This window comes from Luteolibacter sp. LG18 (assembly GCF_036322585.1).
Classification (GTDB): Bacteria; Verrucomicrobiota; Verrucomicrobiia; order Verrucomicrobiales; family Akkermansiaceae; genus Luteolibacter.
Map to the genome: position 1 here is coordinate 3,016,314 of NZ_AP024600.1, position 23,731 is coordinate 3,040,044.

19 protein-coding genes are annotated in these 23,731 nt (G+C 65.7%); 11 read left to right on the forward strand and 8 right to left on the reverse strand.

The window, feature by feature from the left end:
* Positions 1-214 precede the first annotated feature (214 nt).
* A complete protein-coding gene (gene metE / locus llg_RS12440; protein WP_338284993.1) occupies positions 215-2,518 on the reverse strand; it encodes a 5-methyltetrahydropteroyltriglutamate--homocysteine S-methyltransferase in 2,304 nt (767 codons plus the stop codon).
* A gap of 254 nt (positions 2,519-2,772) precedes the next feature.
* On the opposite strand from metE, the gene llg_RS12445 reads away from it, so the two are divergent.
* Positions 2,773-3,687: a LysR family transcriptional regulator gene (locus tag llg_RS12445; RefSeq protein ID WP_338284994.1), complete on the forward strand. Its 915-nt coding sequence runs from the start codon at positions 2,773-2,775 to the stop codon at positions 3,685-3,687.
* 137 nt (positions 3,688-3,824) lie between these two features.
* Here llg_RS12445 and tnpA read toward each other — a convergent pair whose 3' ends face one another.
* The 4 genes from tnpA to llg_RS12465 all read right to left on the reverse strand — a co-directional run bounded on the left by tnpA (position 3,825) and on the right by llg_RS12465 (position 8,287).
* Positions 3,825-4,268 carry an IS200/IS605 family transposase gene (tnpA, locus tag llg_RS12450; RefSeq protein ID WP_338284995.1) on the reverse strand — a complete coding sequence of 148 codons (444 nt, stop codon included), beginning with the start codon at positions 4,266-4,268 and terminating at the stop codon, positions 3,825-3,827.
* Positions 4,269-4,542: 274 nt separating this feature from the next.
* Positions 4,543-5,910, reverse strand: a complete 1,368-nt coding sequence (gene asnS / locus llg_RS12455; RefSeq protein ID WP_338284996.1) for an asparagine--tRNA ligase — start codon at positions 5,908-5,910, stop codon at positions 4,543-4,545.
* Between the two features lie 48 nt (positions 5,911-5,958).
* Positions 5,959-7,764 carry an ELWxxDGT repeat protein gene (locus llg_RS12460; RefSeq protein ID WP_338284997.1) on the reverse strand — a complete coding sequence of 602 codons (1,806 nt, stop codon included), beginning with the start codon at positions 7,762-7,764 and terminating at the stop codon, positions 5,959-5,961.
* Positions 7,765-7,882: 118 nt separating this feature from the next.
* Positions 7,883-8,287, reverse strand: coding sequence for a DUF5069 domain-containing protein (locus llg_RS12465; RefSeq protein WP_338284998.1), 405 nt, complete (start codon positions 8,285-8,287; stop codon positions 7,883-7,885).
* A 96-nt stretch (positions 8,288-8,383) separates the two neighbouring features.
* Between llg_RS12465 and llg_RS12470 the strand changes: the two genes are divergently transcribed.
* Both llg_RS12470 and llg_RS12475 read left to right on the forward strand, forming a co-directional pair.
* Positions 8,384-8,956 (forward strand): hypothetical protein, encoded by a 573-nt coding sequence (locus llg_RS12470; protein ID WP_338284999.1) that lies wholly within the window; start codon positions 8,384-8,386, stop codon positions 8,954-8,956.
* A gap of 296 nt (positions 8,957-9,252) precedes the next feature.
* Positions 9,253-11,961: a PVC-type heme-binding CxxCH protein gene (locus llg_RS12475; protein WP_338285000.1), complete on the forward strand. Its 2,709-nt coding sequence runs from the start codon at positions 9,253-9,255 to the stop codon at positions 11,959-11,961.
* A 515-nt stretch (positions 11,962-12,476) separates the two neighbouring features.
* Here the strand turns inward: llg_RS12475 and llg_RS12480 are convergent.
* Together llg_RS12480 and llg_RS12485 are read right to left on the reverse strand one after the other, a co-directional pair.
* Positions 12,477-12,941, reverse strand: a complete 465-nt coding sequence (locus llg_RS12480) for an SRPBCC family protein (RefSeq protein WP_338285001.1) — start codon at positions 12,939-12,941, stop codon at positions 12,477-12,479.
* The gene (locus llg_RS12485; protein WP_338285002.1) at positions 12,938-14,065 is read right to left on the reverse strand and encodes a M42 family metallopeptidase; all 1,128 of its coding nucleotides are present in this window, start codon (positions 14,063-14,065) and stop codon (positions 12,938-12,940) included. Before llg_RS12485 ends, llg_RS12480 begins: the two co-directional genes overlap by 4 nt.
* Before the next feature lie 100 nt (positions 14,066-14,165).
* Here llg_RS12485 and llg_RS12490 point away from each other — a divergent pair, with 100 nt between their 5' ends.
* Both llg_RS12490 and llg_RS12495 read left to right on the forward strand, forming a co-directional pair.
* Positions 14,166-15,107 (forward strand): sterol desaturase family protein, encoded by a 942-nt coding sequence (locus llg_RS12490; protein WP_338285003.1) that lies wholly within the window; start codon positions 14,166-14,168, stop codon positions 15,105-15,107.
* Between the two features lie 52 nt (positions 15,108-15,159).
* Complete coding sequence (locus llg_RS12495; RefSeq protein WP_338285004.1) at positions 15,160-15,822, forward strand: transposase; 663 nt, start codon at positions 15,160-15,162, stop codon at positions 15,820-15,822.
* Positions 15,823-15,876: 54 nt separating this feature from the next.
* On the opposite strand, the gene llg_RS12500 is transcribed toward llg_RS12495, so the two are convergent.
* A complete protein-coding gene (locus tag llg_RS12500) occupies positions 15,877-16,623 on the reverse strand; it encodes a hypothetical protein (RefSeq protein ID WP_338285006.1) in 747 nt (248 codons plus the stop codon).
* A gap of 116 nt (positions 16,624-16,739) precedes the next feature.
* Between llg_RS12500 and llg_RS12505 the strand changes: the two genes are divergently transcribed.
* From llg_RS12505 to llg_RS12530, 6 genes are all read left to right on the forward strand, one after another.
* Entirely contained in the window at positions 16,740-17,456 is a 717-nt protein-coding gene (locus llg_RS12505; RefSeq protein ID WP_338285007.1) for an alpha/beta fold hydrolase, read from the forward strand.
* Positions 17,457-17,875: 419 nt separating this feature from the next.
* Positions 17,876-18,691 carry a 1,4-dihydroxy-2-naphthoyl-CoA synthase gene (gene menB, locus llg_RS12510; protein ID WP_338285008.1) on the forward strand — a complete coding sequence of 272 codons (816 nt, stop codon included), beginning with the start codon at positions 17,876-17,878 and terminating at the stop codon, positions 18,689-18,691.
* A gap of 365 nt (positions 18,692-19,056) precedes the next feature.
* Positions 19,057-20,442, forward strand: coding sequence for a Gfo/Idh/MocA family oxidoreductase (locus tag llg_RS12515; RefSeq protein WP_338285009.1), 1,386 nt, complete (start codon positions 19,057-19,059; stop codon positions 20,440-20,442).
* 202 nt (positions 20,443-20,644) lie between these two features.
* Positions 20,645-21,571, forward strand: a complete 927-nt coding sequence (gene menA, locus llg_RS12520) for a 1,4-dihydroxy-2-naphthoate octaprenyltransferase (RefSeq protein ID WP_338285010.1) — start codon at positions 20,645-20,647, stop codon at positions 21,569-21,571.
* Positions 21,572-21,643: 72 nt separating this feature from the next.
* Positions 21,644-22,615 carry an enolase C-terminal domain-like protein gene (locus llg_RS12525; protein ID WP_338285011.1) on the forward strand — a complete coding sequence of 324 codons (972 nt, stop codon included), beginning with the start codon at positions 21,644-21,646 and terminating at the stop codon, positions 22,613-22,615.
* The gene (locus tag llg_RS12530; protein WP_338285012.1) at positions 22,597-23,718 is read left to right on the forward strand and encodes an AMP-binding protein; all 1,122 of its coding nucleotides are present in this window, start codon (positions 22,597-22,599) and stop codon (positions 23,716-23,718) included. Before llg_RS12525 ends, llg_RS12530 begins: the two co-directional genes overlap by 19 nt.
* The last annotated feature ends 13 nt before the right edge of the window (positions 23,719-23,731 follow it).

Sequence of the window (23,731 nt, forward strand, 5' to 3'; positions counted from 1 at the left end):
TCTGAAAGCACTAAATCCAAAGCACTAAATCCGAAACGAAGAGGAGGTCTGGCGAATCCACTCCTCTTCGAATCAAGGGCCCATCTGGACAGAATTAACAGAATTAACAGAATTCACGATTCCGGGCAATTCCGCGGAAACCGGACACATATCCGGCCTCCCACCGTTAATTCTGAAAAATTCTGTTAATTCTGTCTTTAAAAAGACCCTTCGCTCACACCGCCACGGCGGCGTGTTCCTCGCGCAGGACGTGGGCGGCGGCGACGAGGTTTTTCAGCGAGGCCTTGGTTTCCTCCCAGCCGCGGGTCTTCAGGCCGCAGTCCGGATTCACCCACAGCCGCTCGGCCGGGATCACCGCCAGCGCGCGGCGCAGCAGGTCGGACACCTCCTCCACCGCGGGGACGCGCGGCGAGTGGATGTCCCACACGCCCGGGCCGACCTCGGAGAGGATGCCGCCTTCAAGGACCGCGCCGAGCGCCTTCATCTTGCTGCGGGAGGCCTCCAGCGTGATCACGTCCGCGTCCAGCGCCGCGATGGCTCCGGCGACGTCGGTGAATTCCGCGTAGCACATGTGGGTGTGGATCTGCGTTTCATCCCGCACGCCGCTGGTCGCGATCTTGAACGCGCGCACCGCCCACTCGAGGTAGGCCGCGCGGTCCGCGTCATCGAGCGGGAAGCCCTCGCGCAGGCCCGGCTCGTCCACCTGGATCACGCGGATGCCCGCGGCTTCCAGGTCCACCACCTCGGCGCGGACCGCGAGCGCGATCTGCGTGGCCACGGCGGAACGCGACAGGTCATCGCGCACCCAGCTCCACTGGAGGATGGTGATCGGACCGGTGAGCATGCCTTTCATCGGCTTTTCGGTGAGCGATTGCGCGCGCTTGGAAACCTCCACCGTCATCGGTTGCGGGCGGGTGATGTCGCCCCAGATCACCGGCGGCTTCACGCAGCGCGAGCCGTAGCTCTGCACCCAGCCGTTCGCGGTGACGGCCACGCCTTCCAGCTTCTCGCCGAAGAACTCGACCATGTCCGTGCGCTCGAATTCGCCGTGCACCAGCACGTCGAGCCCGAGTTTCTCCTGGTTCCGGATCACCTCGCGCAGCGCGGCGTCGAGACCCGCCTGATAGGCCGCCTCGTTGTCGATGCCCTTGCGGTAGCGGGCGCGCAGCGCGCGGATCTCCGCGGTCTGCGGGAAGGAGCCGATGGAGGTGGTGGGGAACAACGGCAGTCCCAGTCGTTCCCGCTGGAGGGCTACGCGCTCGGTCACCGGCTTGCCGCGGCGCGCCGACTTCTCATCGAGCGCGGCCACGGTGTTGCGCAGGGCGGTGTTGTGGACGCCAGGGTGCTGCTTGCGCGAGGCGATCGCGGCACGGGCCGCCGCCAGCGCGTCCACCGGGGCCTCGCCCGCGGCGACGATGACGAGTTCCGCGAGCTTCTCCTTCGCGAACGCCAGCCACGAGCGGAGCTGCGGATCGATCGTGGTTTCCTCGCCGAGATCGTGCGGCACGTGCAGCAGCGGGCACGAACTGCCGAGCCACAGGTTTTCCTGCGGACGCTGCTCGCGGAAGGTCGCCACCACCGCGCGCCACGTTTCCGGATTCGTGCGCCAGATCGAGCGACCGTCGATCACGCCGAGCGACAGCACGCGGTCGACCGGCCAGTTCTTCAGCAGCCACGGCAGGTCGCCCTGGCCGCGGGTGGCATCGACCTGGAGGCCGTCCACCGGCAGCGCGGCTACGGTTTCCAAGGCGGAGCCGATCGGACCGAAGGCCACGGAGAGCAGGAACTTCAGGCCCTTCACGGACGCGAGGCCGTCCTGCTCCGACCACACGCGTTGCAGCGCGGCGAGCACCTTGGCGTCCTTGCGCGTGGACAGGATCGGTTCGGCGATCTCCACCCACTCCGCCCCGGCGGCGGCCAGCGCCTCCAGCAGCGCGCGGTAGGCGGGCAGCAGCTTTTCCGTGAACTCGAGCGGGTCGCCCTCCGGCGTCTTCGACAGCGCCAGGAACGTCACCGGCCCGATCAGCACCACCTTCGCGCAGTGCCCGGCCTCGATCGCCTCCTTCAGCTCGCGCACCGGCTTGTCCCACGCGAAGCGGAACTCCTGCCCGGCCGCCAGCTCCGGCACCAGGTAGTGGTAGTTGGTATCGAACCACTTCGTCAGCTCCAGCGGGGCCACATCCGGGCGACCGTCCTTGCGGGCGCGACCGCGGGCGAGGCGGAAGTAGCGGTCCAGCGTCACCGGCTCATCGGCCTTGCCGAAGCGCTCCGGCACCACGCCGAACACGCAGGCGAGGTCGAGCATGTTGTCGTAGTAGCTGAAATCGTTCACCGCCACGAAATCGAGGCCGGCGTCCTTCTGTTCCTGCCAGTGGCGGAGGCGCAGCGAACGCGCCGTTTCATCCAGCGAGGCCGCGTCGAGCCGCCCGGCCCAGAACGCCTCCAGCGCCTGCTTCAGTTCCCGCTTGCGGCCGATCCGCGGATAGCCGCCGACGTGGGTGGTCAGATTTGGATTCATCGCCGCGCAGCATGCCCCGGGAATCATCATGAACAAAACGCATGCTCTAAATGTTGATCCCGCACTCAATTCATGATTCCATTCCGTCCATCCGAGCCAGAATGGAGAAACCACGGATGCAGAGGATCCACACGGATGGATCTGAACAAGTTCATCCGAACCCTGTTTCCGAACCTCTTCCATCCGTGCCCATCCTTTTCATCCGTGGTTCCATCTCCTCTTCTCTGATCACCGCTCACTGCTCACTTTGATTCATGCTCGAAGTCCGCCACCTCCAGTCCCTCGTCGCCCTCGCCGAAACCGGCAATCTCACCCGCGCCGGGCAACGCGTTTCGCTCAGCCAGAGCGCGCTGTCCCACCAGGTCCGCACGCTGGAGGAGCACTACGGCGTCGAGTTGTTCGAGCGGAAGACCAGCCCGCTGAAGTGGACCCGCGCCGGGGAGCGGCTGCTGGTCCTCGCCTACGACGTCCAGCGCCAGATCGCCGATGCCGAGCGCGACCTCGCCCGCCTCGAGCAGGGCGTGGCCGGCACCCTGCGGATCGCGGTGGAGTGCCACTCGTGCTTCGACTGGCTGATGCCCGCCATGGATCTCCTCCGCGAGGGCTGGCCGGACGTGGAAATGGACATCGTCTCCGGCTTCCACGCCGATCCGGTGGGCCTGCTCGATGAGAACCGCGCCGACCTTGTCATCGTTTCCAGCGCCAAGCGCCGCAAGGGCATCGAGCACCATCCGCTGTTCGAATACGACATGCCCGCGCTGCTCGCGCACGACCACCCGCTGCTGCGGAAACCCCACCTCACCGCCCGCGATTTCGAGCGCGAGACGCTCATCACCTACCCGATTCCGGACAACCGCATGGACCTCTTCCGCCAGGTGCTGGAACCCGCGGGCATCGAGCCGAAGGAACGCCGCACCACCGAGCTCACCGTCGCCATCCTCCAGCTCGTGAAGAGCAAGCGCGGCATCGCCGCCCTGCCGCGCTGGGCCGTGCAGCAGTATCTCGACCGCGATTACGTCGCCGAGCGACCGATCGGCACCCACGGCCTGCGCGCCAGCCTCCACGCCGCCACCACCCGCGAGGGTGCCTCGCAGGCCTACATGAAGGAGTTCATCGAAACCGTCCGCCGCACCGCTGAGAAGCAATTCCCCGGCATCCGGTTGTTGTGAGGATGTAGTCGAAAGCTCCGCTCTGCATCCCGAAGGGATGGCAGCCCCGGTAGCCGGTGGTTGAGGAGCCTAGGCGACGACACCACCGGTTGGGACGTGTGAATGATTCGATCCCGAGCGGGATCGCAGCCGGGCTCTTACGCGAGGTAGCGTTCGTCGTAGCGGACGTCCGCTTTTTTCAAGAACTCCAACAGTTCCTCGCGGAAGGTTTTCACGCGGTGGTGTTCCTCTTGGTTGGCAATGTATCGCCGGACTGATTTCCGCGCCGAGGGGCTGACGGTAAGCGCGCAATATCCCTCCTGCCACGCGAAACCCGGTTGCCTGCCTTCGTGATGCATCCAGAGACTGGACGCCTTTTTCAACTCCCGCATGAAATCGGCGAGGCAATGGGTGGCTTTGAGGGTGACCTGCAGGTGGACGTGATCCGAGATGCCGCCGATGCCGTGGGGCTCACCGCCCAGACCGTGAACCACTCCGCCGAGGTAATCATGAAAATCCGCCAGCAAGGTTCGCGGGATGGAGGGTTCGCGATCCTTGGTGCCGAAGATGAGATGGTAGTGGAGCCCGAGATAGGTGGACACCCTGTGATTGGAGCTTGAGGACTATTGGATGTCGATGATGGAGCGAGCCCGGCTGCGATCCCGTTCGGGATCGAATCATCCAACCGGCCTGACCGGTGGTGTCGTCGCCTAGGCTCCTCAACCACCGGCTACCGGGGCTGCCATCCCTTCGGGATGAAGAGGGTCGCCGGTCGAAGGCCCTCTTCCTTTTGCGCCTTTCCTGCGCCTCCTTGCGGCTGAAATCTCCCGAGACTCCGCCTCCCGGAAGACCTTCCTCGCCTAAAGGCTCGACTCCTCAGAACTCGCAATGCCCGGGCGTGCGGGCGAAAGGGATCACATCGCGGATGTTGCCCATGCCGGTGACGAACATCAGCAGGCGCTCGAAGCCCATGCCAAAGCCCGCGTGCGGCACGGTGCCGTATTTACGAAGGTCGGCGTACCAACCGTAGTCCTCCATCGAGAGCCCGTGCTGCGCCATGTTCCCGAGCAGCACGTCGAGACGCTCCTCGCGCTGGCTGCCGCCGACGATCTCGCCGATGCCGGGAACGAGCAGGTCCATGGCCGTCACCGTCTTGTCATCGTCGTTCAGGCGCATGTAGAACGGTTTGATCTCCTTCGGGTAGTTGAAGACCGCGACCGGGCGCTTGAAATGCTCCTCGGTGAGCCAGCGCTCGTGCTCGCTCTGGAGGTTGAGGCCGTATTCCACGGGATAGTCGAAGGTCTTCCCGGACTTCTTCAGGATCTCCACCGCCTCGGTGTAGGGCAGGCGCTCGAAGGCGTTCTCCGCCACGAACTCGAGGCGCTCGCGCAGGCCCTTGTCCACGAACTTCTCGAAGATCGAAAGGTCGCCGTCCTGCTTCTCCAGCGCCTCCTTCACCAGGTACTTCACCATCGCCTCGGCCAGGTCCATGTCGCCCTGCAGGTCGCAGAACGCCATTTCCGGCTCGATCATCCAGAACTCCGCGGCGTGGCGGGAGGTGTTCGAGTTCTCCGCGCGGAAGGTCGGCCCGAAGGTATAGATGTTCCCCAGCGCGCAGGCGAAGGTCTCGCCCTCCAGCTGGCCGGACACGGTGAGGTGCGCGGCCTTGCCGAAGAAGTCGTCCGCGAACGACTTCGCGCCCGCCTGCGTGGGATCGAGCGTGGTCACGCGGAACATCTCGCCCGCGCCCTCGCAATCGCTGGCCGTGATGATCGGCGTGTGGATGTAGTGGAAGCCACGCTCCTGGAAGAACGTGTGCACCGCGTAGCTCATCCGGCTGCGCAGGCGGAACATCGCGCCATACAGGTTCGTGCGCGGGCGCAGGTGCGCGATCGAGCGCAGGAACTCGGTGGTATGCCCCTTCTTCTGCAGCGGGAAATCATCCGGCGCGCCGCCGAGCAGGCGGATCGAGCTCGCCTGCACTTCCCACGCCTGGCCGCCGCCCTGCGAGGCCACCAGTTTCCCGACCACCGCCACCGAGGCCCCGGTGCTCATTTTCGCGAGGTCTTCGGTGCCGGGAATGCCCGCGTCCGCGATCACCTGGAGGTTCCCCAGGCACGAGCCGTCGTTCAGCTCCAGGAACGAGAACGCCTTCGAGTCCCGCCGCGTCCGCACCCATCCGGCGGCATGGATTTCATCACAGGGGCCGGTGGCTTTCAGGATCTCGCGGATGGACGTGCGCATGGGGAATCCTCTAACCACCGCGCCGCCGCTCCGCAAGCGTGCCCTCCGTCACGGTTCCAATGCCACCTCGACCCGGCCGAACAACCGCGGTGTCACCGCCGGATCGCACGGCGTTTCCACCACCACGCGCTCCCAGGCCGATCCCACCGCCGTCACCACCGGGGTGCCGGAAAAGACGCTGAACGAACCCGGCAGGAGCGTGGCGGACTGGACCGCCCGGTAGGTGAGCCCGCTGTTCTTCCGACGCAGGTATTCGATCCGCAGCACGGCACCCGCGCCGCTGCCGGAACGCGTCACGCAGGGCAGCCCCGCCGTGCCGGTGCCGGGCACCAGCGTGCGGCAGTCCGCCACCGATGGATCGAGGTTGAAGGCATACTTGAGCAGGTTCTTCACCCCGTCGCCACGCGGCACCGCTCCCGCGGCGGCATCGCCCCCGGTGAGCCCGGCGGCGGCCGCCCAGGCATCGAAACCGGACCCCACGGCCGTTTCCATCACGCACAGCGGCGCGATGAGATAGGTCTGGTAGCGGGAGAAGTAGAGCTTCGTTCCCACGGCGGTCAGGTTCGCCACCCCGGAGCCCGCCGCTCCCGGCACCACATCCGCCGCCAGCACCGTGCCGGTCTCCGTGCCATCGCTCCGCCACAGCTCCAGGCCATGCACGCCATCGTCGGCGGTGAAATAGAGCACGCCGTTCACATCGGTGAGGTTGCCGGGCAGGGAGGTCGCGCCTCCCGGGCGGATGTCCTTGAGCATCCGCGTGCCCGCGGCGGTGCCATTCGTGCACCACAGCTCCTCGCCGTGCCCGCCGTCGTTCGAAATGAAATACACCAGCCCGCCGGACGCGGTCAGGCTGCGGGGGGCTGGCACGGAAACCGGAAACTCATCGCCCGTCTCCACCGCCACGGTGCCGCCATCCGTGCCATCGCTCACCCACAACTCCCCGCTCGCGGGAAAAAACAACTTCCCGCCGCTGACCACGATCCGGGTGGCCTCGGACAATCCAGCGAGCCAACCGCTGCCGAAGGCGTGGACGCGGGTCGTGCCCGCCGTGGTGCCATTGCTCTTCCAGAGGTCGAAGCCGTTGCCATCGGCGGCCCGGAAATACACCAGCCCGCCCAGCGGGGTGAAGAGCCCCGGAGAGCCCCAGTTGGAGCCGCTGGCGATGTCCTTCACCCGCTGAGTGCCGGAAGCAGTGCCATCCGTCTTCCACAGCTCCGCGCCATTCTGCCAATCCCAGGCCTGGAAGAACGTCGTGCCAGCCGCGGCCGCGAAGCTCTCCGGACCGCCGCCTTCACCGCCGGAGACATCGGTCTTCACCAGCACGGTTCCCTGCGGGGTGCCGTCGCTCTTCCAAAGATCACCGCCATAGCCAGTGTCCTGCGGGTTGAAATAGAGCACGGAGCCCACCGCGGTGAGCGCCCTCAGCGAGTAGAGCTCGCGGTCGACATAGAAATCATCCTTCACCAGCACCGTGCCGGCGGAGGTGACATCGCTGCACCAGAGTCCGATCGGCCCATCGGGGACGCGAGCGGGGAAGTAAAGCTTCCCATTCATCACGCACAGCGCCCCCGGCTCGGAGAACCGTTCTTCCGCCACATCTCCCTTCAACACCGAGACCACGCCCGCCGAGGTCACCCGGCACAGGGCGAAGCCACCCGCCGCGCCGGTCTTCCAGAAATACAAATCCCCGCCCATCGGCATGAGATACGCACTGCCCGGCACCAGCGCGATTTCCTGCGCATACACGGAGACCACGCCGCCATTGAGCGCGAGTTGCTGCCAATCCGCGGCACATGCGGGTGACACCATGGCCGCGAGGCCCAATCCAACCAACCATCCGGAAACGCGGGTCATAAGGGGGGCAAAGAAGGTGAACCGCTTCCCGAGTGATTCCAACAGGAAGCGCCCGCCCCATGCCCGGACTTCATCCGCCGGGCAAGCTCAATCCATCAACTCCTCCACCATCTTTGACTCAACTCGCCTCATCCAGCACCAGCACCTCGAACACCGTCTCGATGCCCGTCGTGTCGAGGTGCGCGTAGACCGTCGCCTTGCCGATCGGGAGGCGTTCCTCCAGCGGGAATCCCGGCCGACCCAGGTTCCGAGCCACGTGGTTCCATGCCTCGATCCGCTCCATCGCAAGCCGGCCGCCGAACCACGCCGCCGCTTCCTCATCCGTGCCCGCGGCCGCGGAAACGATCTCGTCCTTCGTGAGGCCGAACGCTTTCAGGAACTCGCCATCAACCCCGACCGGGTGGCAGAACCGCGGTTCATACTCCGCGGGAAGCCCTCCGGAGCGGAACAGGCGGGCCTTGGCGAGGATCCGCGGCAGCCACAGGCAACCGGCCAGCGTGTCGTAAGGCGATGGAAGTTTCATGCCCTGCATGCCACCGGATGCCACCCGCGATGGAAAGCGGGATGTGATCGAACCGAGTCGATTGACAGCCCCCAGCCAATCACCTCCCATTCCTTCATGGCCCGCCTCACCCGTCGCCACCTGTGTCTAACCGGAGCCGCCCTGCTGCTGCTCGCCGGAGCCGTGGCCATGGTCCGGATGCGGGCCATCGGTTCCACCACCGGGCCCGACGGCACCTCCTCCGCTCCGCTGGCCCGCCGGTCGCAGGCGGACGCCCCGGAGATGACCGCCACCAGCCGCGCCAGCCACCGGCCAGCCCTCGTCCGCGAGGATGACGGCTGGCGAACCTGCGTGACCCTTCCCGCGCCTCCGGCCGATGCCCGCTGGGGGACGGCGGTGGCCGCGGGCTTGAAAGCGGTGGTCAGCGAGCCGCTGCTGGAGGAACGCTCGAAACGGCTGAAGGAAACCACCGCCATGGTCGACCCGGCCGATTTCCCCGCCGTCCTGGCCTGGCTGGAGCATCTCCAGTCCGCGGATCTCGCCGACGCGCTCGCGATGGACATCGTCCTGCGCTGGAAGCTCACCGATCCCGCGGCCCTGGACCGATGGCTGGAAAGCGCCTCCCCCGGCCATCTCGCGGAAGCCATCCGTTTCGCGCGCGATAGGCTCCCTCCCCTGGCGGAGGAGTAGCAAAATCCGGCGATCGTCCGGACCTCCGCCGCCCCAGGGTGTCGCATCCCGGAGGCATCCCCCTCGGGAGCCTACTTCCGGGCAAAGCAGATTGACCACGATCCCCAGGAAATCGGGAAGGCCCATACGCCGACCCAATCAGTTTGTTACAAGCAACTTACCCCAAGCCAATCCAACCGCTTGAGGACCATCCGCGGATTCTGTCCACGGGTTACACAAGACTTGGCGCAATCTACCCGAACATGTCGGAATTTTAGGCTAAGAAACCCGACAAACCCGCGTATGATCCCACCTGCATGATCCGAGCCGTCCTTTGTTCGATTGCCGTAACCACCGCGTTCCTCACCGCGCAGGAATGGAAACCCGCCAAGGACCCGCAAAGTGTCCCCACCGTGGAGTTCAAGGTCCCGTCCGACCTTGAGGTCACCGTCTTCGCCTCCACGCCCCAACTTTTCAACCCCACCAACCTCGACGTCGACGCCAAGGGCCGCCTGTGGGTGACGGAGGGCGTGAACTACCGCGGCCACAAGGGCCGCCGCCCGGAAGGCGACCGCGTGGTGGTGCTGGAAGACACCAATGGCGACGGCAAGGCCGACACCTCCCACACCTTCGTCCAGGACAAGGAACTCATCGCCCCGCTCGGGATCGCGGTCTTCGACAACAAGATCGTCGTTTCCCAGCCGCCGAACATCATCGTCTACACCGACGTGAACCGGGACCAGAAGTTCGATCCCGCCGTGGACAAACGCGAGATCCTGCTCACCGGCTTCAACGCCATCAACCACGACCACTCGCTCCACTCCGTGACCGGCGGTCCGGATGGCAAGTGGTATATCAACAACGGCAACTGCGGCGCCGTCTTCACCGACAAGTCCGGCAAGACCTTCCGCATGGCCGGTGACTACTACAAGAACGGTGGCGGCGAATGGCCGGTCAACACCCAGCCCGAGATCGGCAAGAAGAGCGACGACGGCCATGTCTGGACGCCCGGCTTCACCGCCCGCATGAACCCGGACGGCACCAATGTCGAGATCGTCGGCCACGGCTACCGCAACAGCTACGAGAACTGCGAGAACTCGCTCGGCGAGGTCTTCCAGAACGACAACGACGATCCGCCCGCCTGCCGCACCTCCTACATCCTGGAGTATGGCTCCGCCGGTTACTTCACCCGTGAGGGCCGCAGCTACACCACCGTGAAGCGCTCGTCCTACTCGAAGAACCCCACCGTTTCCACGGTGATGCCGATTTCCGACTGGGGCCGCACCCACTGGCGCCAGGACGACCCCGGCACCTTCGACATCGGCGACCTCTACGGCGGCGGATCGCCCACCGGCATCGCGTTCTATGAGAACGGCGCGCTGGGCAAGAAATACGCCGGCACGCTGCTGAGCTGCGAGGCCGCGCGCAACGTGATCTTCGGCTACCAGCCGGAGCCGGTCGGCGCGGGCTACAAGCTGGAGCGCTCGGATTTCATGACGTCGAACACCACCGGCGAATTCTCCGGCGCGGACTACACCGGCACGAAGAAGGGCGCGGATGACCGCACCCTGTTCCGCCCGTCCGACGTGGTGGTGGGTGCGGATGGCGCGCTCTACGTCACCGACTGGTTTGACGCCCGCGTCGGCGGCCACGGCGACCTCGACGAGTCCTGCTCCGGCACTGTCTACCGCATCGCGCCGAAGGGCTTCAAATCGAAGGTTTCCCCGGTCGATCTCGCCACCATCCCCGGCAGCATCGCCGCGCTGCGCAGCCCGGCGAACAACATCCGCTGGACCGGCTTCAACAGCCTCCAGCAGAAGGGTGCCGCCGCTTTCGACGCCGTGCTGGCCCTGACCAAGGACTCCGATCCGTGGATCGCCGCCCGTGGCGTGTGGCTCCTGCCGCACCTCGGCCCGAAGGGCGTGTCCGCCTGCGAGAGCCTGCTGGAATCCTCCGACACCCGCACGCGCCTCGTCGCCTTCCGCGCCCTGCGCCGCACCGCCAAGGACATCCTGCCCTACGCCTCGAAGCTGGCCACGGATTCTTCCGCCGCCATCCGCCGCGATGTGGCGCTCTCGCTCCGCGATCTCCCGGCCGACAAGACCGCCCCGATCCTCGCCCAGGTGGCGAAGGGCTGGGACGGCAAGGACAAGAACTACATCGAGTCCATCGGCCTCGCCGCCGCCGAGCAGGAAAACGCCGTCTGGACCGCCCTGCGCGACTCCCTCGGCCAGAAGGACCCGCTGAAGTGGAGCGACAACTTCGCCAAGCTCACCTGGCGCCTGTGGCCGTCCCAGGCCGTGGCCGACCTGAAGACCCGCGCGCTTTCCACCGCCCTGACCAAGGAGCAGCGCGCGCTCGCCGTGGAATCGCTGTCGTTCATCGATGACAAGTCCGCCGCCGACGCGATGCTGGAACTCACCGACGACAAGTCCCCCTCGAAGCCGGACGCCGTGAGCTGGCTCTTCGTCCGCGGCACCGGTGCCTGGGCCAAGTTCAACCTTCGCGACGAGCTGAAGAAGCGCGGCATCTACGACCCGGACAAGATCGAGCTCACCGAGATCACCGTGCCGGGCAAGCCGGAGAAGGCCAACTTCACCCCGGATGACGTGATGAAGCTCACCGGCGACGCCACCAAGGGCAAGGCCGCCGCCATGCGCTGCGTGATGTGCCACCAGATCGGCGACGCCGGCCCGCACTACGCGCCGGATCTCAAGGGATGGGTCGCCCGCCAGGGTCCAGCCATGGCCGCCCGCTCGATCGTGGATCCCTCCGCGGACATCGCCCACGGCTTCGAAGGCACCGCCATCCAGCTCAAGGACGGCAAGTGGATCGACGGCCTCGTGACCTCCACCGGCGATCCGACCGTGATCACCTCCACCGGCGGCGTGACGCAGATGGTGCCGAAGAACCGCATCCAGTCCACCAAGCACATGGACCGCTCGCTGATGCTCTCCGCCGACCAGCTCGGCCTCAGCGCCCAGGACGTCGCCGACGTCATCGCCTGGCTGAAGACGTATAACTAACTGGGAGATCCTAACTGGGAGTAGGGACATTCCTGTCCCGTTCTTCCAATCAAAACGGCCTCACCTTCCCGGTGAGGCCGTTTTTTGCATCGTAGCTGAAAGCTCCGCCGCAGGCGAAGTAGCGTAAGTTTCCAAACTTGCGCGTGGAAAGATCCGCGAAGTCCCTCGCGCGACCAGTTCGCCTGTGAGTGGCCAGTTGCCAGTGGCAGGAAAGCATCCAGAGGACGCTCTGGATTTGGAGTGCGGCGAGGCATCGCCGCTTTAGGTGCCGGAGAGAATCGACGGGATTTGCAGCGGAGCTGTGGAAGAGGAGCGGGAGCCAGAGAGGAGGTGGTTCTGGAACGAGGGAGCGGATTGGCGAATGCAGGTGTTGCACCCGGCGATATCTCGCCTCCGCTCAAAGCGGCGATGCCTCGCCGCACTCCACATCAGAGGCATCCGCCCCTCCAAGGCGGACCGGCCGCGCGAGGGATTCCGCGGATCTTCCCACCCACAAGCAGGAATGCTTGTGCTACTTAGCCCACCGCCAACCGCTGCCAGTTCCGGAACACGTAACGGTGCACGCATTTCAACCCCGCCAGCATGATGGCCGCCTTGAGGGGCCGTCCCACGCCCGCGACCGTGAGGGTGGTGGTGCGGGTCACACGGGTGCGATCCGTCCCGACCGGTTCGAGGACAAACTCCTCCTCGATGGCCGTGACACAGGGCCGGAAATAAAGGGTGGTGTCCTCCATGCGGAACCTCAGGCAGCGGGGTTCCTCCCAATGGGTGATGCGTTGGTGGATCACCCCGCGGTTGGAAACGCACTGCCGCTCCCGCCCCACGCCGCCCTGCCCTTCCGGCAGGCGGCATTCCACCGGCTTGGGAATCCCGAGGCGGAAGGCACAGGGAATGGCCGTGTCCATCCGCGAGGAACACAACAACGGCCACACCACCGCCGGAGGCGCGTCGATCACCCAAGCCGTGCGGACGCTTCTCACAGGTAGCGCGTCAGCCCCTCCACCGTCGCGGCATCCAGCCTGCGCGCCAGCGCCACGGTGAGCGCGACCAGGTGCAGGTAGTCGTTCAGGTCGATGATGCTGTTGTGGGAGTGGATGTAGCGGGCGGGCACGCCGAGCACCACGCTGGGCACGCCGCTGTTGGAAAGATGGTAGGAACCGGCATCCGTGCCGCCGCTGCGGCGGACCGTGACCTGGTGGGGAATTCCCTCCTCCTTCGCGACCTGGATCGCGAGGTGCGCCAGCCGCGGGTTCATGATCGCGCTGGGGTCGAACATGCGGATCTGCACGCCGCCACCGAGGCGGCCCTGCGATTCCGAGCGCGCGAAGCCCGGGGTATCGTCCGCGGGCGGCCCTTCGAGGATGATCGCCACGTCCGGTTTCGAGTGGAAGGCCGCCGTTTTCGCGCCGCGCAGGCCCACCTCTTCCTGCACCGTGCCGGTGAGGATCAGGCGGTTCGGGTGGCTGGATTGGCTGAGGATGCGCCCGGCCTGGATCGTCCCGGCCATGCCCACGCGGTTGTCGAAGGCCTTCGCCATGAACCAGTCCTCGCGGGCCATCGGCGTGAAGAGCGACACCGGTGCGATCGGATCACCGAGCGAAATGCCGAACTCCTCCTCCGCTTCCTTCCGCGAGGTGGCGCTGACATCGATGAACAGCTGGTCCACCGTCATCACCTGGCGGCGCTGGGCTTCCGGCAGGAAATGCGGCGGCTTCGAGCACACCACACCCATCACCTTTTCCCCCGAGCGGGTGCGGATCTCCACCCGCTGGGACAGCAGGCTGTGTTCCCACCAGCCGCCCACGGTCACGAACTGGATGAAGCCATCCGGGGTGACGTTCTGCACCAGGAAACCGATCTCGTCCATGTGCCCGGCAATCGCCACCCGCGGGCCGCTGCCGGTCTCACAGAACACCGAGCCGTTCCGGTCGGTCGAGAGTTCCCCGCAGCTTTCGAGTTCATCCACGAAAATCGCCCGCACCTCGTCCTCGTGGCCCGGGACGGAATGGGCTTCGGTCAGTTCCTTCAACAAGGACAAGGCATGGTCACGCACGCAGGGAAGACTAGCGGCACCGGCGTTGGAGGCGAGAGGAAAGGTCCGCATGCGGGAGGTCGGGTAGCCGCCCCCGGATTTCCACGTATCCCGCCGCGCTTGCATGACTCGTTGGGTTGGCATACGCCTCGCTTCGTTTCCCTGCAACCGGATGAAGACGCTCGATACCTTGATCGATTACTCGCTCTGGCCGTTGTTGTTCGGCGGGGCGGCCACGGCGATGGCCTTCGGCATGGCCCACGGCCACGGGCCGCTGGTGTTCAACATCACCTACCTGATCCTCGCCGCCATCCTGTTCGTGCTGGAAAAGGTCCGCCCGCACGAGGAGGACTGGCATGAATCGGATGGGCAGGAGATCCCCGATCTCGCCCACACGCTGCTCACGAAACTCTCCGTGCAGGTGCTGGTGGTGTCCGCCACGGTGCTGGGCATCCAGACCCAGATGGGGGACAAGCCGGGCAGCAGCCTGTGGCCCTCGCAGTGGCCGATGTTCTTCCAGGTGGTGCTCGGGCTGGTGGTGGCGGAATTCGGCCTCTACTGGGCGCACCGGGTGGCGCACGAGTGGATGCCGCTGTGGCGCTTCCACGCCGTGCACCACAGCTCGAAGAAACTGTGGTTCTTCAACACCGGCCGGTTCCATTTCATCGATACCTTCAAGAGCATGCTCTTCACCGTGCCGTGCGTGGCCATCTCCGGCGCGCCGGGACCGGTGACGGTGTGGGTGGGCGCGATCACCGCCTTCATCGGCATCCTCACCCACTGCAACATCCGGATGAAATTCGGGTGGCTCAATTACATCTTCAACACCCCCGGCTTGCACCGCTGGCATCACTCGATGGACCTGCGGGAGGGCAACAAGAACTACGGCGAGAACCTGGTGCTGTGGGACCTGATTTTCCGCACCTACTACGATGACTCCCGTCGCCGCCCGCCGGTGCGCATCGGCATTCACGAGGCGATGCCGAAGGATTTCTTCGGCCAGCTCGCGGCACCGTTCGTGTGGAAGCGCTACCAGGCCGAGCAGAAGCGCCTGAAGCAGGAAGCGAAGGCCGCGAGGAAGAAGCAGAAGGAACGCGAGACGGCGGGGGTGTAGCAAGGAGTAGGGACATTCTTGTCCCGTTCTTCATCCATGATCGCCCACCCATATGGACGACTCCCCGCGCTTCTTGAAGCCAGACGAAGACATCGCGAAATACGGTCTCAAACTCCCTCACTGGCAGCAGGACCATTCCACCTACTTCCTCACGTTCCGCCTGGCGGACTCAATCCCCCACGCGAAAATCGCCAAGTGGAAGGAAGAGCGCGCCATCTGGATGAAATTTCACCCCCAACCGTGGTCCGACGCGGACGAAATGGAATACCACCGCCGCTTTTCCCAGTCCATCGAGCATTGGTTGGATGAGGGAGAAGGCTCGTGTTTATTGCGACACGAAAAGGCATCCACCGTTGTCCGCGACGTACTGCTGGCCAAGGACCAGGAACGCTTCCTTCAACATGCCTTCGTCGTGATGCCCAATCATGCTCATGCGTTGGTTTCGTTAGGGCCGGATGAATCACTCGACGATCTCTTGAAGATCTGGAAGGGCGTTTCCGCCCGCCGAATCAACCTTGCCTTGGAGCGATCGGGAGAATTGTGGCAAGCCAACTATTTCGACCGCCTTGTGCGGGACAGCGAACATTTTTGGAGCTGCGCACGCTACATCCGTCGAAACCCCACCAAGGCCCGCCTCCCCTCCGGACGGTATCTGTTATATGAATCGGATTGCGTCAGGAAGGAATTGGACCGAAGGGAACGCCTCAAGGAGTAGGGACATTCCTGTCCCGTTTCTGAAAAAAAGATGAAGAACGGGACAGGAATGTCCCTACTCCTTGCTTTTCATCCGCAGCGAGAGCACGAACAGCACCAGGAACCCCGCGAGCACGCCCACCGCCAGCACGATCCAGAAGCTCGGCATGTGCAGGATGTCCTCCGGCTTGTTGATGCCGAAGACCGCCACCAGCGTGGCGATCGGGAAAAAGAACGCGACGAGGCGGTTCAGCCGCCGCGCCTCGATGCCCGCCTCGTAGGCGAACTGCGCCTGCTGCTCGGCATTCTCCGCCATCGTGAAATCCATGCCCGATTTCGCATCCGCAGCCACCAGTTCGATCGCGCGGTCGATCGCCACCGCCTGGTCCCGCATCACGATCAGGAAGCGCGAGTCCGGTCGCGCGGAGCGGGCTTCCTCCAACACGATGAGCTGGTTCCGTGCGGCGCGCAGCAGCGGGTTCGTCTGCTTCATCACCTCGAAGAAATCGCGCGGCGTCTTCGCGGCCTCCACCTGTTCGTCCAACCGGTGGGCGAGATCGGCGTAGCGCTGGAGGTGGTTTCGCAGCGCCTCGCGGCCGCCTTCCTCCGGGTGGCTTTCCCATTCGTCCTCGTGGTCCTGCCAGAACAGGATTGCGCGCCGCAGCTCGTCATCGTCCGGCGTCGGCGGGGCATGGAGGATGAGCAGCAGGTGGTTGTCCTCGTCCATCACCCGCTGGCGGCCGGGCTCGACCCCGAGACGGTTGCGGATCGAGGCCGGCAGGTTCCAATGCTCGGGGATCGGGCTCGGACACGGGTTGCTCATGGAAAGGGACTATCAGGGGGCTCCGGGGCGGGGAAGGGGGAAGATTGTAGCGCATTCAGCGCCGCCGGATTCGGTTCTTGTCAGTGGCTTCCGGCGACCGAACCTAGGCCCGCCGGATGAAGGGAGCGATATGGTGCCTGCATGGAGCGGTTGGTCACGCGGCCGATTGGAAGGGCTTCGCCGTGCCCGGCCATGCGGTCCAGCGCGTCGACCTGTGGCGGTTCATCGATTGCTGCCCGATGACGATGCCGGAGTTCGGCCGCGCCCTCAATGACGAGGCCCGCCGTTCCGCCGGGAAGAAGATCCTGCTGGGCTACTCGATGGGCGGTCGGTTGGCCCTGCACTCCTTGCTCGGAAACGATCCGCCGTGGGAGGCCGCGGTGATCGTGTCCGCCCATGCCGGACTGGAAAACGCGGACGAGCGTTCGGCCCGCCGCGAGGCCGATGCCGTGTGGGCCGCGAAGGCCATGCGTGGGGAGTGGCCCGATTTTCTAGCGGAATGGAACGCCCAGCCGGTGCTCGGCGGGGCGGGGGAGGGCATGGCGGACCGCCGCCTGTTGGCCCAGCGCCGGCGCGAGGTCGGACGAAGTTTCGTCGATTGGTCGCTGGGCGCGCAGGAGCCGTTGTGGGATCGCCTATCGGAGGTCCGCGTGCCGGTGCTGTGGGTCTGTGGCGAGCGCGACGCTAAATTCCGCGCCCTCGCCGAACGCGCCGTGCCCCTCCTTGCCAAGGGAACCTTGGCCATCATCCCGGACTCCGGCCACCGCGTACCGTGGGAGAATCCGGCGGGTTTCCAGACGTCGGTGAGCGATTGGCTGTCCTCCCTCGGCTAACCACGAAACACACGAAGGATCACGAAATCAGAGGAGGCTCCCGGCCGCTCGCGAACAGGTGGTGCCCCAACGGGGCATGATGAGATAGCCTAGGGCGAGCGTGGGCTTCGAGACGAGCCCTGAAAGGGCGGGATGAGGAGGGGGATGCGGCTTCTTGCCCCGACATTCCGCCCCTTCAGGGCTCGTCTCCTTCCGCCTCCACCACCCGGGGCGTTGCCCCGGGCTGTCCCATCACGCCCCGTTGGGGCTTTCTGAATGTCGATTCAGCCTAACCACGAAACACACGAAGGACCACGAAATCAGAGTAAGCTCCCTGCCGCTCATCCTTTCGTGTCATTTCGTGCCTTTCGTGGTTCCTCTTCCCCGGGTGGTTGGAAATCCCTTGAGCCTCGCCCTCGGCAGGACAGAATCCCGGCGCCATGTGGACTCCAGTGCGCGAATTCGAAGACATCCGTTACGAAACGACGGATGAAGGCCAGATTGCCAAGATCACCATCAACCGTCCGGAGGTCCGCAATGCCTTCCGCCCGCAGACGGTGAAGGAGATGCTCATCGCGCTGGAAATGGCCCACGAGGACCCGGACGTGGGCGTGATCATCCTCACCGGCGAGGGCCCGGACGCGTTCTGCTCCGGCGGCGACCAGAAGGTGCGCGGCCACGCGGGCTACATCGGCAGCGATGGCGTGCCGCGCCTGAACATTCTCGACGTGCAGAAGAAAATCCGCGGCCTGCCCAAGCCCGTCGTGGCGATGGTGGCCGGTTACGCGATCGGCGGCGGCCACGTGCTCCACGTGGTCTGCGATCTCACGATCGCCGCGGACAATGCGAAGTTCGGCCAGACCGGCCCGAAGGTCGGCAGCTTCGATGGCGGCCTCGGCTCCAGCTACCTCGCCCGCATCGTCGGCCAGAAAAAGGCCCGCGAGATCTGGTATCTCTGTCGTCAGTACGACGCCCAGCAGGCGCTCGACATGGGCCTGGTGAACACCGTCGTGCCGCTCGCCGACCTGGAGAAGGAAACGCTCCAGTGGTGCCGCGAGATGCTCGCCCACTCGCCGCTGGCGCTGCGTTGCCTGAAGGCCGCGCTCAATGCCGATTGCGATGGCCAGATGGGCCTGCTCGATCTCGCCGGAAACGCGACGCTCCTCTACTACATGAGCGAGGAAGCGAAGGAGGGCAAACAGGCCTTCGTCGAAAAGCGGAAGCCGGACTTCAAGAAGTTCCCGCGGGTGCCGTGAGGCAGAGCGGGGCGCCTCTTCGTACGTAGTTCCTCCTTCAGGAGGGTGGGGGAGACGACGCGCTTCCCCACAGGCCACCAGACCTATACGGGCATTTTGGAATTAGGGATCGGAACTCGCGGATCTGGCAGCTTCCGCTGTGAACCCGTGCCCGAGACCACCCTCCTGAAGGAGGAACTACGTACGAAGAGAAGAGTGACCCGTGCCATGGTCTATCCCGTGGACCAGTTCTGGCACTGCGCCCGGACTTTCGGCGAAAAACGCGTCAGATTCCGGCGGTCGGGGAGATGTAACTCTTACGCCGACCGTCCGCACCCATGCCACATGGGCGGGTGCGGCGTTTTGAACCCTGATCCACGATTCTCATGACCACCCGCCGTGATTTCTTCCGCCAGGCCGCCCTGCCCGCCGTGGGCCTTAGCCTCCTCGGTTCCAATGCCGCCTCCGCCGCGCCCGGTGCCGCCAATCTGCCTGCTCGCCTCGCCGGGGCGAAGCCGGTCCACGACCTGACCACCAAGCGCCTGGAAAAGGTCCGCGTGGCGGTGATCGGCCTGAGCCGCGGCATGGCGCTGCTCGATGGCGCGCAGCGTGCCGACTTCGCCGAGGTCACCGTGGTCTGCGACCTTCGCCAGGACCGCTGCGCGAACGCCGCCAAGGCGGTGAAGAACAAGCGCGGCGTGGACCCCGTGGTGATCTGCGGCGGCCAGGACGCGTGGCAGGACATCGCGAAGCGCGACGACGTCGATGTGGTCGTGATCGCCACCCCATGGTACCTGCACGTGCCGATGGCGGTGGCGATGATGAAGGCGGGCAAGCACGCCTTCGTCGAGGTGTCCGCCGCCGTCACCCTCAAGGAATGCTGGGAGCTGGTCGATACCTCGGAGCGCACCCAGCGCCACTGTGTGATGATGGAAAACTGCTGCTACGGCGAGAGCGAGCTGCTGGTGTTGAACATGGTCCGCGAGGGCGTCTTCGGCGAACTCACCCACGGCGAGGCCGCCTACATCCACGACCTCCGCAGCATGCTCTTCGCGCTCGGCACGGAGGGCGACTGGCGCCGCGAGTATCACAAGAAGTACGACGGCAACCTCTACCCGACCCACGGCCTCGGCCCGGTGGCCCAGTACATGGGCATCAACCGCGGCGACCGCTTCAAGTTCATCGTTTCCGTGTCCTCGCCGGAGATCGGCCTGACCAAGTGGCGCGACGAGAAGAAGCCGAACGGCGGCAAACACGCCGACGAGAAATACGTGACCGGGGACATGAACACCTCGATCATCAAGACCGAGCAGGGCCGCACCATCATGGTCCAGCACGACATCATTTCGCCGCGCCCCTACAGCCGCATCAACATGCTCTCCGGCACCGGCGGCACCTTCGTGGGCTACCCGGACCGCATGGCGCTGAACGATCCCGGTAAGTATGGCTTGAAAACCGGCAGCCACGAATGGCTTCCCGGCGGCGAGTTCAATACCCTCCGCGAGAAGTTCAAGCACCCGCTGCTCAAGCGCCTGGAAAGCTCCGCGAAGGGTGGCGGCCACGGCGGCATGGACGTCGTCATGATGATCCGCCACCTCGAGTGCATCCGGAATGGCGAAACCCCGGACAGCACCGTCTACGATGCCGCGGCCTGGTCCTCGATCCTCCAGCTCTCCACCCAATCGGTGGCGGCGGGCAGCCAGCCGATGGACATTCCGGACTTCACCCGCGGCGCGTGGAAGACCCTCAAGCCGCTGGGCGTGGTGGCGTGAGGTAGCGTAGCTGAAAGCTCTGCTTTCAGAGTGTAGGGGGAAGCTCCGGCTTTCCCTCTGCGGGGGTGGTGGTTGTTCGGCCTGTCCGCCCCCGCCAACTGGAGCTGGCGGATACAATCCGAAAGCTGGAGCTTCCGGCTACACTTGGTCCCGGCATCGACACAGGCTTCCCATCGGAAAATCCGTGCCGTAAACAGCCGCCGTGCCCGCCACTTCCCTGAAATCCGTGATCCTGGCCGCGCGGCCGAAGACCCTGCCCGCGGCGATCGTGCCGGTGTGGGCGGGCTGCGTGCTGGCGTGGAAACTCACCGGCCACTTCGATGGCTGGCTCGCCTTTCTCACCCTGGCCGGGGCCATCTGCATCCAGATCGCCACGAATTTCTTCAATGACGCCATCGACGCGGCCAAGGGCGCGGATACGGAAAAGCGGCTCGGTCCGGTGCGCGTGACCTCCAGTGGCCTGATGTCGCGGAAGGCGGTCATGGGCTGGGCGGCGGTGTTTCTGCTGCTCGGAGCGGCTTGCGGCGTCGGCCTGATCGCGGCGCGCGGCCCGATCATGCTCGCCATCGGCCTGCCCTCGCTGTTCCTCGCCTACGGCTACACCGGCGGTCCGTGGCCGCTGGCCTACCGCGGCCTGGGCGAGCTGTTCGTGATCCTGTTTTTCGGCTTCGTGGCGGTGACGGGCACCGTGTTCGTGCAGACTGGCGCGTGGCCGCGCGAGGCGCTGCTGCTCGGCGCGCAGATCGGATTGCTCTCCGCGGTGCTGATTTCCATCAACAACCTCCGCGACCACGAGGAGGACGCCACCACCGGCAAGCGCACGCTGGCGGTGCGTTTCGGTCCGAAGGTCGCGCTCGGTGTCCTGTGGGTGGAGGTGAATGCCGCGGCCCTGCTCGGCATCGTGTGGGCGCTGTTCCACCAGGTGCAGTGGATGATCGCCAGCGCGCCGGTGTTCCTGCTCGGGATGCGGATTCTCTTCGGGCTTTTCACCACGATGCCCGGCAAGGCCTACAACCGCTACCTCGCGATGGCGGGCGTGCAGCTCATCCTCTTCGCCGCCGCCTTCCACGTGGGCGCGGTCTTCCAGCCCGTCGCCCCGCCCTCGGCGATGCCGTCATACAAGGAGTAGGGACATTCCTGTCCCGTTCTTCATGTTCTATGTATTCAGAAACGGGACAGGAATGTCCCTACTCCTTGATTTATGATTCTCAACGACCGCCCGCCCGTCTCGATCTCCCGCTACCGCTTGAAAAGCCGGGCGCGGCTCAATGCCGTGTCCACGCGGCGGGAATTCGATGGCGTGCTGATCCGCATCGGCGCGGGTTACGGCTGCCTCCACCCGTGGCCGGAGCTCGGCGACCCGCCGCTGCACAAGTGCCTGGAGGACCTCGCGGGCGCACGGCGCTGGCCGATCGTCCGCCGTGCCGTCCGCTGCGCGGAAATGGACGGCATTTCCCGCACCAATGGCGAGTGGCTGTTCGAGGACATGGAGATCCCCGCCAGCCACGCCACGCTCACGCTGCCGGACGCCGCCACCGTGGCGGAGGCGGTCGAGGCCGGGTTCGGGACCGTGAAACTCAAGGCGGGCCGTGATTTCGACAAGGAAGCCGCGTTTCTTACCGCGATGGCCACCGAATATCCGAAACTCTCGTGGCGTCTGGATTGCAATGAAACCGCCTCCGCCGAGCAGGTGGCGGCTTTCCTCAATGGCCTCGACCGCGAGGTGCGCCGGAAGATCGACTTCGTGGAGGACCCCTGTCCGTATGCAGACAGCACCTGGACCGAGCTGAAGAAAACCACCGGCGTGCGGCTGGCGGTCGACCGCGAGGCCGCGCCGAATTGCGACGCCGCCCAGGTCTTCGTGCTGAAACCCGCGCTCGATGAGCCGTGGCTGATCGGCGAGGCGGCGGCGAAGCGCGGCTGCAAGGTGGTGGTCACCAGCTACATGGATCACCCCTTCGGCCAGACCTTCGCGGCCTGGGAGGCGGCGCGGCTGGCGCTCACCTTCCGCGGGCTGGTTGGCACGTGCGGCGTCCAGACCCACCACCTGTTCGAGCCGAACGCGTTTTCGGAATACCTCGGCGCGTGGAAACCGGATTTCCAACCTCCCGGTGGCACCGGCCTCGGATTCGACGATCTTCTGGGGGAACTCGTATGGACCCGGCTCGACTGATCAACCCCACCTTCTGGACCGATCCGCGGCCGCTCGCCGCCGGCGATCCGGAGGTGACCGCATGGTGCGAGGGCGAGCCCGCGCTCGACGGCCATGTCCTTTTCCAGACCTCCGGCTCCTCCGGCGCGCCGAAATGGATCGCGCTGAAGAAGGACGCGCTGCTGCTGTCCGCCGCCGTGGTGAACCGCCACCTGGGCGTCACCGGGGATTCGTGCTGGGGGCTTTCGCTGCCGCTCCACCACGTCGGCGGCTTCGGCGTCGCGGCCCGCAGCTACGAGGCCGCCAGCCGGATGGTCCGCCTCGGCGGGAAATGGAATCCCGCGGAGTTCACAGCGTGGATCGAGCGCCACGGCGTCACCCATGTCTCGCTGGTGCCCACCCAGGTCCACGACCTCGTCACCGGCGGCCACCGCGGCCCGGCGTGCCTGCGCGCCATCGTGGTCGGCGGGGGGCGCATGGAGGACGCGCTGGGGCAGGCCGCCCGGGACCTCGGCTGGCCGGTGCTGGCCAGCTACGGCATGACCGAGACCGGTTCGCAGATCGCCACGCAGGCGCTCGAAGTACTGGATCAGCCGTATCAACACGCGCCGCTGCCGTTGCTCGATGCCTGGAACGCGCGGACCGATGAAGACGACCGCCTGCACGTCGGCGGGGCGGTGCTTTTCAGCGGGAGCGTGGTGCCGGAGGGCCGGGGACTGCGCTGGGTGCCGAGGGTGGGGGAGTGGCACGCCACCGGAGACCGCGCCACCGTGGACGGACGCTGGATCACGCCGCTCGGACGTCTTGATGCGGTGGTGAAGATTTTGGGCGAACTGGTTGATCCGGAGTCGGTTGAGCGCGAGGTTCTGGCGCTTTCCGCGGGCCGTCTGAGCTACGGAGACATTGCCATCGCGGCCGTGCCGGATGAGCGCGCGGGTCACCGTCTCGTGCCCGTGATTGCGGAAACCGCCGCCGGTGAGGCCACCATCGCCGTCCTAAATGCCTACAATGCAACGGCTCCCGGTTTCCGCAGGCTGTCCGAGCCGGTGGTCGTCGACGCCCTGCCCTTGAGCGAGCTTGGCAAAATCCGGCGCGCGGAGGTGCTCGGAGCCCTGTTGGCCTGAAAGTTTTTTCTTT